Annotated in this window: 14 protein-coding genes; 10 read left to right on the top strand and 4 right to left on the bottom strand. The window is 67.6% G+C overall.

All coding sequences use genetic code 11. The features are described from left to right. Window positions 1-20: 20 nt before the first annotated feature. The gene (locus C447_RS13775) at window positions 21-572 is read left to right on the top strand and encodes an HD domain-containing protein (protein ID WP_007694994.1); all 552 of its coding nucleotides are present in this window, start codon (window positions 21-23) and stop codon (window positions 570-572) included. A gap of 63 nt (window positions 573-635) precedes the next feature. Further along, on the top strand, window positions 636-2,027 hold the full coding sequence (locus tag C447_RS13770; RefSeq protein WP_007694993.1) for an RDD family protein: 1,392 nt from the start codon (window positions 636-638) through the stop codon (window positions 2,025-2,027). 5 nt (window positions 2,028-2,032) lie between these two features. Here C447_RS13770 and carA read toward each other — a convergent pair whose 3' ends face one another. Continuing rightward, complete coding sequence (carA, locus tag C447_RS13765; RefSeq protein WP_007694992.1) at window positions 2,033-3,097, bottom strand: glutamine-hydrolyzing carbamoyl-phosphate synthase small subunit; 1,065 nt, start codon at window positions 3,095-3,097, stop codon at window positions 2,033-2,035. Between the two features lie 97 nt (window positions 3,098-3,194). On the opposite strand from carA, the gene C447_RS13760 reads away from it, so the two are divergent. The 5 genes from C447_RS13760 (at window position 3,195) to C447_RS13740 (ending at window position 6,724) form a co-directional block, all read left to right on the top strand. Continuing rightward, window positions 3,195-3,608: an Lrp/AsnC family transcriptional regulator gene (locus C447_RS13760; RefSeq protein WP_007694991.1), complete on the top strand. Its 414-nt coding sequence runs from the start codon at window positions 3,195-3,197 to the stop codon at window positions 3,606-3,608. 186 nt (window positions 3,609-3,794) lie between these two features. Then, the gene (locus C447_RS13755; RefSeq protein WP_007694987.1) at window positions 3,795-4,445 is read left to right on the top strand and encodes a hypothetical protein; all 651 of its coding nucleotides are present in this window, start codon (window positions 3,795-3,797) and stop codon (window positions 4,443-4,445) included. Beyond that, window positions 4,442-5,113 carry a QcrA and Rieske domain-containing protein gene (locus C447_RS13750; protein ID WP_007694983.1) on the top strand — a complete coding sequence of 224 codons (672 nt, stop codon included), beginning with the start codon at window positions 4,442-4,444 and terminating at the stop codon, window positions 5,111-5,113. The genes C447_RS13755 and C447_RS13750 overlap by 4 nt, the downstream gene beginning before the upstream one ends. 3 nt (window positions 5,114-5,116) lie before the next feature. Then, complete coding sequence (locus tag C447_RS13745; RefSeq protein ID WP_007694981.1) at window positions 5,117-6,526, top strand: cytochrome b; 1,410 nt, start codon at window positions 5,117-5,119, stop codon at window positions 6,524-6,526. 3 nt (window positions 6,527-6,529) lie between these two features. After that, window positions 6,530-6,724, top strand: coding sequence for a hypothetical protein (locus tag C447_RS13740; RefSeq protein ID WP_007694979.1), 195 nt, complete (start codon window positions 6,530-6,532; stop codon window positions 6,722-6,724). Between the two features lie 12 nt (window positions 6,725-6,736). Here the strand turns inward: C447_RS13740 and C447_RS13735 are convergent, their stop codons facing one another. Next, window positions 6,737-6,997 carry a hypothetical protein gene (locus tag C447_RS13735; protein WP_007694977.1) on the bottom strand — a complete coding sequence of 87 codons (261 nt, stop codon included), beginning with the start codon at window positions 6,995-6,997 and terminating at the stop codon, window positions 6,737-6,739. 125 nt (window positions 6,998-7,122) lie between these two features. On the opposite strand from C447_RS13735, the gene C447_RS13730 reads away from it, so the two are divergent. Both C447_RS13730 and C447_RS13725 read left to right on the top strand, forming a co-directional pair. After that, entirely contained in the window at window positions 7,123-7,413 is a 291-nt protein-coding gene (locus C447_RS13730; RefSeq protein ID WP_007694974.1) for a glutaredoxin family protein, read from the top strand. A 103-nt stretch (window positions 7,414-7,516) separates the two neighbouring features. Next, the gene (locus tag C447_RS13725) at window positions 7,517-8,185 is read left to right on the top strand and encodes a plastocyanin/azurin family copper-binding protein (RefSeq protein ID WP_007694972.1); all 669 of its coding nucleotides are present in this window, start codon (window positions 7,517-7,519) and stop codon (window positions 8,183-8,185) included. A gap of 75 nt (window positions 8,186-8,260) precedes the next feature. Here the strand turns inward: C447_RS13725 and C447_RS13720 are convergent, their stop codons facing one another. Both C447_RS13720 and C447_RS13715 read right to left on the bottom strand, forming a co-directional pair. After that, the gene (locus C447_RS13720) at window positions 8,261-9,871 is read right to left on the bottom strand and encodes a DUF7096 domain-containing protein (RefSeq protein WP_237713416.1); all 1,611 of its coding nucleotides are present in this window, start codon (window positions 9,869-9,871) and stop codon (window positions 8,261-8,263) included. A 188-nt stretch (window positions 9,872-10,059) separates the two neighbouring features. Then, window positions 10,060-10,869, bottom strand: coding sequence for a manganese catalase family protein (locus tag C447_RS13715; protein WP_007694968.1), 810 nt, complete (start codon window positions 10,867-10,869; stop codon window positions 10,060-10,062). Window positions 10,870-11,079: 210 nt separating this feature from the next. Between C447_RS13715 and purD the strand changes: the two genes are divergently transcribed. After that, entirely contained in the window at window positions 11,080-12,441 is a 1,362-nt protein-coding gene (gene purD, locus C447_RS13710; protein ID WP_007694965.1) for a phosphoribosylamine--glycine ligase, read from the top strand. Window position 12,442 lies beyond the last annotated feature (1 nt).

Below are 12,442 nucleotides of genomic sequence, written 5' to 3'. Positions count from 1 at the left end.
CCCGCCGTCCTTCTCTCGGTATGACTGCGGACCCACTCACTGACGCGTTTCCGAGCATCGAGCGCATCGAGGACGACGACCTCCGGGCGGGCGTACGCGAGGCCTGGACCACGGCGATGGCCGAGAACGGACTCGACTCGCTCGACGGGGTACCGTGGTATCCGCCCGCCCAGCGGAAACTCGACCTCCCCGACGAGACCTTCGTCGCGCACGTCCGGGACGTCGTGGCGGGCGCGCTGGCGCTCGGGGAGATGCTCATCGAGCACCGCGACGCCGACCTCGATCTCGACCTCCTGCTCGCGGGCGCGCTGGTCCACGACGTCAGCAAATGCTACGAGTTCGACGGGATGGAGAGCACCCGAATCGAGGCGCTACTCGGCCATCCCTACTACGGGGTTCACGTCACCGCCGCGGCGGGTCTTCCGGTCGAGGTCACCCACATGGTGCTCTCGCACACCTCCAGGACGAACGTCGAACCCGCGACGCTCGAAGCCGTCGTCCTCCGGCGGGCCGACGAGGCCGCGGCCGCCGCGATCCGGTGGGCGGCGACCGACGACCTCCGCGAGGTCTGATTCGGGTATTCTCATCACGCGAAGACAGCAGGCATTTATCACCGTCCGGTGAACGAACGGCAAATGCGTCGCCGCCTCGACCTGTTCGGGACCATCCACTTCGACCGGCTCTCGAAGGTCGAGGACGAACTGAGGGACTACGTGCAGGAGGCGGATGCCGACGCCGTCTTCGTCGAGTGGCCCACGGACAGCATCACCCGTCGAATGGCCGTCCGTGCGGCGATACGGGTTCCGCTCGTCCTTCTGGGTGGTGTCGTACTGAACGTGATACGGTCGCCGTACTACCTCCTGTTCAATCGTCGGTTCGATTCGACCGAGCACGTCGCGACCGAACGACTGTCGCCGGAGACGCCCGTCCATCGAGTCGATCGGTCCCTGGTCTCGGTGATGGCGGAGTCGGGACCCCTCGCGATCGCGCTCAGTTGGTTCGTCCTGATCGCGTTCCTCGTGGTCGCCCCGATCCAGACCGCGGTCACGGTCGGGGTGTTGCTCGCGGTCGGCGTGGGCTTCCGGCTGGTGTTTCGACGCGACCGCCGCCTCGCAGCGGTCGTGGGAACACTCGTGGCTGTCACCGGGATCCTCGCCACGGCTTGGTTCGATATCGAGGCAACGGCCGGGTTGCTCCTGCTCATCGCGATCCCGCTCGCCGGAGGGATCGTGATCTCCCTCGATCCGGGAAAGATCCTCCGGGGGAGCGCCAGACTCGCGTTGGTCCCCGTCCTCGGCTGGCTGGTACTCTCGACGGACCTCGTCGTCGGGTGGTTCGCGCTCGCCGCCTACACGGCGGTCGGGCAGTTCGCACTCCGGACGGTCGACGTTCGCAATGAACACATGCTTGACCGGGTGACGACGATCGCCGACGAGGAAGGGTACGATACCGTGGTCCTCGTCACCGGACTCGCGCACGTTTCGGGACTCGGCGAGCGCGCGACCGGGCGCGACCTCCGCGTCTCACGAACCTACACCCCGAGATGGCTCCGCACCGGGACGATCGACGAGGAGCCGTCGTTCGAGCCGGACGAGGGCCGGGAACGGGTTTCGAGGGACCACCCGATCCAGCCGGGCTCGACGGGCCGACGAGCGACCGCGAGCCTCCTCGACCTCGCGGCGGTCGCGGTGCTGACGTGGGCGCTGTCTCGCGGCCTCGACATCATCCCCGGGCTTCGAAACGAGACGGGGTTCGTGGCGGCCGGGTTCGTGCTGATAGCGTTCGGCTACCACCTCGGCCTCGAAGCCACCTTCGGGCGCACGCTCGGCAAGCGACTCACGAGGCTCGTCGTCACGGACGAGGACGGCGACGAACCTTCCCGCCGGGCCTACCTCATCAGGAACCTCGTTCGCCCGGTCGACTTCGTGGCCCTCTACTTCGTCGGGTTCGTGACGATGGCGCTGACGAAGCGACGCCAGCGGCTCGGCGACCTACTCGCTGGAACGGAAGTCAGAAAGGTCGATTAGTCGGTTCAGTCCGCGGTCGGCGCGACGCGCGCCTCGGCCATCCCGAGCACGTCGTCGAAGAATCCCAGGGAATCGTGCGGGCCGGGGTTGGCCTCGGGGTGGTACTGCCGGGTGAGCACGTCGAGGGCGTCGCTTTCGAGCCCTTCGGGGGTGTCGTCGTTGACGTTGACCTGGGTGACGTCGAGGTCGTCGCCGGGTTCGGCGACCGTGTAGCCGTGGTTCTGGGTGGTCATCACGACCTGGCCGGTCTCGAGGTCCCTGACCGGTTGGTTGACCCCGCGGTGGCCGAAGGTCATCTTCTCGGTCCGACCGCCGAGCGCGCTCGCGACGATCTGCTGGCCGAGACAGATCCCCGCGATGGGGACCTCGCCGGCGAACTCCCCGACGAGTTCCTGGGCCGCACCGAAGTTCTCGGGGTCGCCAGGGCCGTTCGAGACGAACAGGACGTCGGGGTCGAGTTCGGCCACCGTCGTCGCCGTCGTGTCGTAGGGGAGGACTGTCACGTCCGCGCCGCGCTCGACCAGCGAGGAGACGATCGAGCCCTTCGCGCCGCAGTCGACCAGCGCGACGTCGTATCTCCCGTCACCCTCGTGGACGGTGGGCTCGGTCACGCTGACCGCGGCCCCGATGTCGACGTGGTCGCTCATCGCTTTACACCGGTCGAGTTCCGCGCGGGCGTCCTCGGGGGTCGCGTCGGGACCCGCGGCGATGCCGCACTGCATCGCACCCTCCTCCCTGACTTCGGTCACGACGTCGCGGGTGTCGAGGTGGTCGATCGCGGGCACCCCCTCCTCCGTGAGCCACTCCGCCACGTCGTCGGTGAGTTCGCGCGCGACGACCGCCGTGGGCTGCACGTCGGCGGACTCAAAGCGCTCGTCCCGGACGCCGTAGTTCCCGATCAGGGGGTAGGAGAAGGTCAGGACCTGCTCGGCGTAGGAGGGGTCCGTGAGGCTCTCCTCGTACCCCGTGTACGCGGTGGTGAACACCAGTTCGCCGCGCGCGGTGCCCGGCGCGCGCGCCCGCCCGGTCAGGACGTGCCCGCCCTCGATTGCCACGTAGGCGTCGGTCATTACGATATCCGTATAGACGCGGCCCTAATAATGGTTGTGTTCGAAGCGAAGTTACGATATTCGAAATCGTGAAGTACGGTCCGGGGGAAGGTGGGGGATGGACGACCTCGACCGGGCGATCCTCGACGTGCTCCGGCGCGACTCGCGGACGCCCTACACCGAGATCGCCGAACGCGTCGGCACGTCGGAGGGAACGGTACGGAATCGGGTCGAACGCCTGATCGACGAGGGGACCATCGAACGGTTCACCGTCACGACCAGGACCGGCAACATCAAGGCGATGGTCGAGGTGGGCGTCGCGGTCGACGTCGACACCTCCGCGGTCTCGGCCCGGATGGCCGAGTGGCCCGAGGTGGATTTCGTCTGGCAGGTCTCGGGCGAGGAGGACGTGGTGCTCATCGTCGACGCGGCGGACACCGGGGTGGTCAACGAACTGATCACGCAGGCGCGCGAACTCGACGACGTCGTGAGCACGAAGACCCGACTTATCCTCGATGAACGACGAGGATAAACCGCCGATCTCGTTGGTCTCCGGCCGTCTGACGAACGATACGCGGTTGAACCTGATCGCAATGCGGAAATAACGCCGGGGTGTAGCCCGCCACATCGTGACCAGTTCGCAGAACACCCACGGTCCGGGCCGGAGACGATGGGTTTGTGATGCTCCATCCCTGACCGTTTCGTACCGAACCGAACCATGAAGATCGAAAAAGAGACCGGTGTCATCGGGGTGCTGATCGGGGTGTTGCTCGTCCCGATGTGGTTCTTCGCGATGGCGTCCTACGAGTCCGAATCCGCCGTCGTCCTCTCCGAGGACCGCGGCGTCATCAACCCGACCGAGACGTTCCTCCCCATGCCCGTCGAGGTCAACGAGTTCGTCGCCGGCGTGGTGACGTTCGTCGCCCTCTTCACCCTGATGGGGATGCTCTACTACACGCTCAGGTACATCCGGGTCATCAGCCACCTGCGACGGTCACGCGCCGAACACCGCGACGGGACGGTCGCGCCGGACGGCGGCCAGACCCGCGAAGCCCCCTCGCTCCCGCCGTACCTCCTCTCCGGGTCGCGCCGACTCGCGGAGTACTGGCCGGCGGACTACGCCACGCCCGGGATGATCGGGATCGTGGTCATGTCGTGGACGGCGACGTCCTTTTCGCTCCTGTTCGGGGTGGAGGCGTTCACGTGGGCCCGGACCCAGTATCTCGGGGTCTACGCCGGCATGGCGTTCATCTCGCTCGGGGTCTTCGCCACGATCTACACCGCGTCGTTCATGCCGCGGATCCACGTCGCCGAGGACCGGGGCCACGAGGGAAAGCTCACGAAACGTTCGGATTCCGATAACCAATGACCGACGACAACACAACCGATACATCCGCGGACGGATCGACCGAGGGACGGCTCGTCGAGCGTGAGGACGCCGACGGAATGTGGTACGAACCACCCGACGCGCGACGGCGCGACGTCGCCAAGTGGCTCGGCGGGATCGCGGGGACGGTCTCCGTCGCGACGTTCGCCCTGCCGGCCCTCCAGGGACTGGCCGGCGCGGGCAACGCCTCGGGGGCGAGTTCGGAGATATACACACAGGGCACCCAGCTCGTCAAGCAGAACGGCGACCCGATCAACCTGAACTCGCTCCAGAAGGGGAGCGCCCCCGAAGAGCACATCCTCGCGCTCCCACAGGAGAACGGCAAGCCGGTGAAGGAGAAGGAAGCGACGACGCTGTTGCTCCGGTACAACCAGGGCGACTTCGAGGAGCCGACCAACATCGACGGCACCGCCCAGGGCTACGTCGCCTACTCGATGGTCTGTACCCACGCGGGCTGTCTGGTCGAGAACCACCTCAACGGCTACCCCCAGTGTCCGTGTCACGGCAGCGAGTACGACGCGACGAAGGGTGCGCAGGTGGTCGCCGGGCCCGCATCGAGACCGATCCCACAGCTCCCGATCGCGGTCTCGCAGCAGGGGAACGTCCTCGTCGCGACCGGCAACTTCGAAGGGCCGGTCGGGACCGCCTGACCGATGGCGCATCCAGACCCCCAGGAGGCCGAGACGGACGAGCGGTACTCACACAGCCGCATCTACCAGTGGTTCGACTCGCGCCTCGACCTCGACGACGAACTCCTTGGCAAGGCGTTCCCGGAGGACCGATACGGCTCCTTCCTGCTCGGGGAGGTCTCGCTGTTCTGTTTCGTCATCCTCGCGGTGACCGGCACCGTGCTCGGGCTGCTCTACGTGCCGGCCGCACAGAACGTCCAGTACGTCGGGCAGGTCTCGGACTACGCCGGGACCAGCGTCCCACAGGCCTTCTCTAGCGTCCTCCACATCACCTACGACGTCCGGCTCGGGATGTACGTCCGGATGCTCCATCACTGGGCCTCCTACGTCTTCGTCGCCGCCATCGGTATCCACGCGATGCGGATCTTCTTCAGCGGTGCCTACCGCAACCCCCGCGAGATCAACTGGGTGATCGGCACGAGCCTGCTCGCGATCGCGATGATCGAGGGCTTCCTCGGCTACGCGCTGCCCTACGACAACTTCAGCCAGACCGCGACCGGTATCGGCTTCCAGCTCACCCAGTCGATCCCGTTCATCGGGACCTGGGTGACGAACCTGGTCTTCGGGGGTAACTGGCCGGCGAACGCCTCGACCATCATCCCGCGGATGTTCTTCTATCACGTCTTCCTCCTGCCGGCGGTGATCGCCGGTCTCATCGCGGCCCACCTCGGAATCCTGGTCCGCCAGAAACACACCGAACAGCAGGGGACGCGAAAGGACCTGCCCGACACCAAGAACGCCCCCGACTACGACGACGAGTCGGTGGTCGTCGGGATCCCGTTCGCCCCGAACCAGATGGCGGTCACGATCATCGTCGGGCTGTTCACCGTCGGGATCGTCTCGTTCCTCGCGGGGCTGTTCCCGATCCAGCGGATCGCCATCGCCGGGCCGGCGTCGCCGTTCGAGACGCCGCTCCAGCCCGCGCCGGCGTGGTTCTTCATGTGGACCTACGGCGCGTTGAAGCTCGCGATATCGGCGCTCGGGAGCTACGGGACCTTCGTCTTCGGCGTCCTCATCCCCGGGCTCGTCGTCGGGGCGATGTTCCTCTGGCCGTTCGTCGACCGCAGCGAGGAACCGCGACACTTCACGGCGAACCCGCTCGACCGGCCGCTGCCGACCGCCGTCGGCATCGCCTCGATCGCGTTCGTCCTGATGCTCTCGATCGCCGGGATGAACGAGATCGTCGCCGAATCGATCGGGATCCCGGCCACGGAGCTAAAGCTCCCGCTCCAGGTCCTCTCGGTGGCCGTCCCCGTCGTCTACGGCCTGATCGTCTACGTCATGCTCCGCCGGCGGGTCCGCCGGAAGGACTCGAAACGCTCGGCCAGCCGCTCGAAGATGGACAGCGCCGGTCGGATGCCCGACGACGACTGAGCGATGGCCGTCTCGCTCGACCCGCGAACCTACTTTCTGGTCGACCGGCTCTCGAAGCTCGTCGCACTGGTGCTCGTCGTGGTGTTCCTCGAAGGCGCGGCGGGCTCGCTCGGCCCACTGCTCGGCGTGCTCGGTGTCGTGATCGGTATCGCGACGGTCTACATCGAGGTCGACGAGGAGGAGCCGGTCGAGGACTAATGGGTCGGAGCTTCAGCCGACGAAACGACGTGTGACCTGGACGATTCGAAGGCCACCGAGCCAGAGCGCGCACGCCGCGATGATTCCCATCCCGAGGAGGCCGAGATAGCCCGAGGCGGCGAAGAGCCGGATGTTCCAGAGCGGATGGGACGTGCGGATCCCGAGCCCGATGGCTGCGACGATGAAGGACGCGAGCCAGAGCAACGCGCCGACGGTGGCGATCGCCGCGATCCAGGGATGGACGAATCGGTCGAGGTACGAGCGGATCGTCATGGTCGGTGTCGAGTCCAGTCGCCGGGTCCCGGCGCTGGTGGATGTGGTCGCGATACGCCACCCCCGACCAACACCCTTCTGATCGCGACCGGAGTCGCTTTGGGTCCGGGTCGCGTACACCGGTCGTGACCGAGAGGACGATAACCGTCTACTCGCGCGAGGACTGTCACCTCTGCGAGGACGCGCTCGCGGCGATCGACCGCGTCGTCGAGGAGGTGGCGGCCGCCGTCGAGGTGCGCGAGGTCGACGTCGACACGGACCCGGAGCTTCGGGACGCCTACGGCGAGCGGGTGCCGTACGTCCTCGTCGACGACCGGCCCCGGTACAAGTTCCGCGTCGACGAGGCCGACCTCCGGCGGCGGCTCGCCACCGACGGGGGACCGGACGACCCGAACTCACACGATCTTCGATCGTGATTGCGCCCCCGTCGGCCGATTCCGAGTTCGGAACACATACACCAACCGGGGATCAAGGGGGTCGTATGCACGCGATCCGACGGCGACCGGAGGGAGAGGGCTGATGCAGCGACGGACGTTTCTGACGGGCGTCGCGGGGACGGGGGCGGCGGTCGGTTCGATGGGCCAGGCCGGGGCCGTGACCACGCTCCGACAGGACCAGCAGGGCGGCGGCACGACCCACACCGTCGGGATGTACACCGAGGGCTCGGACTACTACTTCGACCCGGTGGGGCTCTACGTCGAACCCGGCGACACCGTGGAGTGGACGATCGAGAGCGGCCAGCACTCCACGGCCTCGTACTCCCAGGGTAACCCGCAGGCGTCGAACACCCTCATCCCCGAGGGGGCGAAGAGCTGGGACAGCGGGGTGATCAGCTCGGGGTCGTTCTCCTACACCTTCCGGACCGAGGGCACCTACGACTACTACTGTACCCCCCACAAGTCGCTCGGGATGGTCGCCCGGATCGTCTGTGGGAGCCCCGGCGGACCCGCCGAAGGAACGGAGATCCCCGACGAGGTCGGGAGCGGGATCGTCCCGGAGTCGGAGACCATCGTGGAGGACAAGTCCCTCGAATACCCCTACGTGCCGGGCGTGAGCCACGGCGGCCCGCCGGCACTGTTCTGGGGCGGGACCGGCGTGTTCGCGGCGACCACCCTCTACCTCTATTCGGTCTACGACCGGGCAACCGGCCGGTACGACGACAACGAGGCCGGCGAAGGCGAGTACTGACGGCCGACGACTCGAACCCGTTTTTGTAATCCAAAGCCGCTGACTCATCGCCGAGAACGGAGTGTGCGAGTACGATCACGACGGCTGTGGCGGCAGCCGGACCCGGACCGTTTCGTTGTTCGCGCGTGCCACGACCGTCGCCCGACCGTCGGGGGCGACGGTCCAGCGTTCGCCGTCGGTCCCCGTCCGGATGGCCGGGCCGCCGTCGACGTGGACCGTGCCGTCGATCGGCTCCCCGTCGGGTGTCGCCAGCGAGAGGTGGAGCGGGCCGGTCGGCTGTGTCCGCTCGACGCTGAGTCGGACCCCGGCCTTCGTCGTGTTCACCGGCTCGGCCGTCGGCACGCTCCCCAGCGTCTTCCGCTGGTGTTCGGCGACGACACGGCCCGTGCTCAGGTTGACGAACGTCGTCAGCTCGCCGTGAGAGTGACCGATCGTGATCCCCGAGAGCTCACTCTGGCGACTCCCCGTCAGCCCGGTCGTTCGCGAGTGAGCCGACGCCCAGGGATACAGCTCCGCCACGCGGTTGAAGATCGCGTCGACGTCCGACAACCCGTCCCCGGTCGCGTTGCGCTGGCGCGAGAGGGAGAGCTCGCGGTAGTACTCGCCGTCGACGACCGTCGCCAGCATCACGCCACGGTTCGACGTCTCGACGTAGACCGGGAGCGGCGTGGGGTACTGACGTTGCTCTCCCGATTCGGCGACGGCCCTCGACGCACCGCTCGGGGTGGCGCTCGCCACCGGGTCGGTGTGGTTCCCGTTGAGCGCCTCCTGGATCTGGTCTCTGACCGGGCCCTGCAGCGTCGCGAGTTTGAGGTCGCGGTCCTGCGCCCAGCTACTGACGCTCTGTCCTCCGACCGTCGCACCGGGCGTCGATTGGGAGCGAGCGACCACGCGATCGGTCGCGAGCGAGAGCTGTCCGGCCCGTTCGTCGATGACGGCGAGGTCGCGGAGGAACTCGTGTGCCGTCAGCGAACCGTTGTTGTAGGCCGCTATCGACGACTGCTGGCGGGTCGAGAGCCGTTCGATGCCCCGTTCGATCACCCCCGCGGCCGCGCCGACCGTCGTCTGTCGGAGCGCCGGGGACTCGATGTCGTTGAACCGCTCGTCCAGCAGGAGTCGTTGGTACCGTCCGCCGAGCCGGTCGTTTTCGAGCGCGAGCGATGCCGAGACGTCCAGCCCCGCCTGCGGGTGTGCTTCCTGCTGACGTTCGCCGGCGGGTATGGTGAGGACCGCGGTCGTGTTGAGGGGTGAAACGGTGGTATCCGGGACCGCGGCGGGATCGATCCGGTTCCCGTTGACGTAGACGCGAACCGGTCCGCCGCGGACCCGGAGGTCCGTGAGCTGTCCGGTGAAGTTGAAGTCGTCGACGCCGCTCTCCGCCGTCGAGCCCGCCGCGCTCGTGTTCGAGACCGTATCGGGTTGCTCGGCGTCGACCAAGTCGGCCGCGCTCCCCGCCTCGAACCGACCGTTCGTCGTCGCGTTGTAGTAGACGCGTTCGTCGCCCGTGCCGACGATCGTGAGCGTGTTCGGGGGCTCTTCCGCCTGCAACTGGAAGGAGCGGTTCTCCGCCCCGAGCTGGTATCGGTGGCTGCCGTAGTCTGTGGGCTCGGTCGCTGCCGACCCCTGCCCGTTCGGGGCCTGTGACGACAGCGATGGACTCGTGGACGCACCGATGGGAGCGCTCACGCTGGCCGCACAGAGGAGTAGGCAGAAAACGACGGCAGCGATCCGCGTTGCCCGAGACCCCATGATACTCGGATGGACAGGACAGGAGGACAAGAAGACTACGGCTGGGTCCCCGTGGATCGTTGGTGGCAGTTACAACCGGTCGACCTCTTCACGAAACCGGAATCGGGGACGTCGAACCGTCCCGGTCAGTTGATCTCGTTGTGCATGGCCTCGATGACCTCGTCGAGGTCGGGTTCCCCGCCGCCGGGCTGGTCGCCGTAGGAGAACTCGCCCTCGCCGTCGATGGACTCGCCCCCCGTCCAGCGCTGTTCGGGGTCGGGTCGGGAGTCCTTGTAGGTCGACATGAACTCGTAGTTGTACTCCTGGTTCTCCTTCTCCTGGGGGAAGCTGTTGGGAACCGGGAGGTGGTCGTCCATGGTGTCGAGCGCGGCGTGCCACTGGTTCTGGTGCATGGTGTCGCGGGCGATCATGTACGAGAGCATGTCCTCCATGCCGGGGTCGTCGGTGATCTCGTAGAGTCGGGTGGCGAGCAATCGCCCCGTCGACTCGGCCATCACGTTCGCGTACATGTCGGCCGCGAGGTTGCCGCTCGCGACGACGTAGCCGCCGGTGAACGGCGCGCCGTTCGAGTCGACGGGCATCGCGTGGAGGCCAGCCGAGAGCGCCTGGCGGGGCTGGCCGCTGTCCATCATCTCGGCGATCACGGCGTCCTCGCGTGCGGCTTCGCGCTGTTCCTCGGAAGCACCCTGGAGGTTCTTCGCGACCGCCGTCGCGAGCATCTCGATGTGGCCTAGCTCCTCGGTCGCGGTCTCCATCAGTAGTTGGCGGTACTCCGATTTGTCGGCGGGCACCGCGAACGCCTGGAACATGTACTGGAGCGCGACCCGCATCTCGCCCTCGGCCCCGCCGATGGCCTGCTGGAGCATCTTCGCGAACCGCGGGTCCGGATCTTCGACCTCGACCTCGTACTGGAGTTCGTCGTCGTGGTAGAACATTGTTGTTGTTGCCTCGTCAGTGAAGTCGGGCCGGAGACGATTAGTCAGGAGGCTTGCAACTGCGGTGGGTCCGGACGGCGGTCGGTCGGGCTGGGGCGACGGGCGTCGGTCCGCTCGGAGACGAGCCAAACCGTCCGATTCAGACGCGTCGTCGACCCGTATTCGACCGGGAGGGGTACACTTTAGACCGCCCGGCGACGCCTACCCAGCATGACGGAGACAGTCCTGCTGGTGGGGGGCGGGGGTCGCGAACACGCCATCGCGCGCGCGGTCGCGGGCGACGCGACGCTCTATGCCTGTGCCGGGAACCGGAATCCCGGAATCGCCGCGCTGGCCGACGGGTTCGAGACCCTCGATACCACGACTCCGCAGGCCGTCGTGGCGTACGCCGAGGAGGTCGGCGCGACCCTCGCGGTCGTCGGTCCCGAGACGCCGCTCGAAGCCGGCGTGGCTGACGCACTCGTGGATAGCGGGGTCTACGCGTTCGGGCCGACCGCGGACACGGCGCGGATCGAGACGGACAAGGCCTACCAGCGCCGCTTCATGCGCGAACACGGTATCCCCGGCTGTCCCGCGTTCGAGACGTTCGACGACACCGAGCGCGCGTGCGAGTTCGTCGACGAGCACGGCGAGGGCTGGGTCGTCAAGCCGGCCGGGCTGACGGGCGGGAAGGGTGTTCGCGTCGTCGGGGACCAGGTCACGCCCGAGGAGGCCGTCGAGTACCTCCGGGAGGCCGACTACGACCGTGTCGTGGTCGAGGAACGCCTCGTCGGCGAGGAGTTCACGCTCCAGGCGCTGGTGGCGGACGGCGACGTTCGGGTGACGCCCGCGGTCCAAGACCACAAGCGCGCCTACGAGGGCGACGAGGGACCGAACACGGGTGGAATGGGGAGCTACAGCGACAGCGAAGCGACGCTGCCCTTCATGGACCAGGAGGACTACGACGCGGCGGTCGGTATCGTCGAGGAGACCGTCGCGGCGCTCGACGAGTATACAGGGGTGCTCTACGGCCAGTTCATGCTGACCGCCGACGGCCCGAAGGTGGTGGAGTTCAACGCGCGCTTCGGCGACCCCGAGGCGATGAACGTCCTCCCCGTGCTCGACACCGACTTCGTCTCGGTGCTCGCCGCGGGGCGCGACGGGAAGTCGCTCCCGGCGCTCGACTTCGCCGACCGCGCGACGGTGTGCAAGTACGCGGTCCCCGAAGGCTACCCCGACGACCCGACCGCGGGCGCGAAAGTCAACGTGGACGAATCGGCCATCGACGAGGTCAACGAGCGGTTCGCGGATGAAGGGAGTTCGACGGCCGTCGAGGGCGGGCGGTCGCCGGAGGCGATGCTGTGCTACGCCAGCGTCGACGAGCGCGACGACGGGGTCTACACCACGACCTCGCGGGCGTTCGCGGTGGTGGGGATCGCCGACGACATCGCGACGGCCGAGGAGGTCGTCGAGGAGACGCTCGCCTACGCCGGGACCGAGGGGCTCAGGGTGCGCCACGACATCGGCACGGCGGACCTCGTCGAGTCACGGATCGAGCACATGGACGAGCTCCGGGACGCGAGCGGGCACTGAG

It is taken from the genome of Halococcus hamelinensis 100A6 (assembly GCF_000336675.1).
Classification (GTDB): Archaea; Halobacteriota; Halobacteria; order Halobacteriales; family Halococcaceae; genus Halococcus; species Halococcus hamelinensis.
Note: the sequence above shows the minus strand (reverse complement) of the source record. Positions and strands in the feature narration are given on the sequence as shown.

What these genes read in the sequence shown, in the direction of transcription:
- C447_RS13775 (WP_007694994.1), top strand. Translation starts at nt 21, where the DNA reads ATGACTGCGGACCCACTCACTGACGCGTTTCCGAGCATCGAGCGCATC.
- C447_RS13770 (WP_007694993.1), top strand. Translation starts at nt 636, where the DNA reads ATGCGTCGCCGCCTCGACCTGTTCGGGACCATCCACTTCGACCGGCTC.
- carA (WP_007694992.1), bottom strand. Translation starts at nt 3,097, where the DNA reads ATGACCGACGCCTACGTGGCAATCGAGGGCGGGCACGTCCTGACCGGG.
- C447_RS13760 (WP_007694991.1), top strand. Translation starts at nt 3,195, where the DNA reads ATGGACGACCTCGACCGGGCGATCCTCGACGTGCTCCGGCGCGACTCG.
- C447_RS13755 (WP_007694987.1), top strand. Translation starts at nt 3,795, where the DNA reads ATGAAGATCGAAAAAGAGACCGGTGTCATCGGGGTGCTGATCGGGGTG.
- C447_RS13750 (WP_007694983.1), top strand. Translation starts at nt 4,442, where the DNA reads ATGACCGACGACAACACAACCGATACATCCGCGGACGGATCGACCGAG.
- C447_RS13745 (WP_007694981.1), top strand. Translation starts at nt 5,117, where the DNA reads ATGGCGCATCCAGACCCCCAGGAGGCCGAGACGGACGAGCGGTACTCA.
- C447_RS13740 (WP_007694979.1), top strand. Translation starts at nt 6,530, where the DNA reads ATGGCCGTCTCGCTCGACCCGCGAACCTACTTTCTGGTCGACCGGCTC.
- C447_RS13735 (WP_007694977.1), bottom strand. Translation starts at nt 6,997, where the DNA reads ATGACGATCCGCTCGTACCTCGACCGATTCGTCCATCCCTGGATCGCG.
- C447_RS13725 (WP_007694972.1), top strand. Translation starts at nt 7,517, where the DNA reads ATGCAGCGACGGACGTTTCTGACGGGCGTCGCGGGGACGGGGGCGGCG.
- C447_RS13715 (WP_007694968.1), bottom strand. Translation starts at nt 10,869, where the DNA reads ATGTTCTACCACGACGACGAACTCCAGTACGAGGTCGAGGTCGAAGAT.
- purD (WP_007694965.1), top strand. Translation starts at nt 11,080, where the DNA reads ATGACGGAGACAGTCCTGCTGGTGGGGGGCGGGGGTCGCGAACACGCC.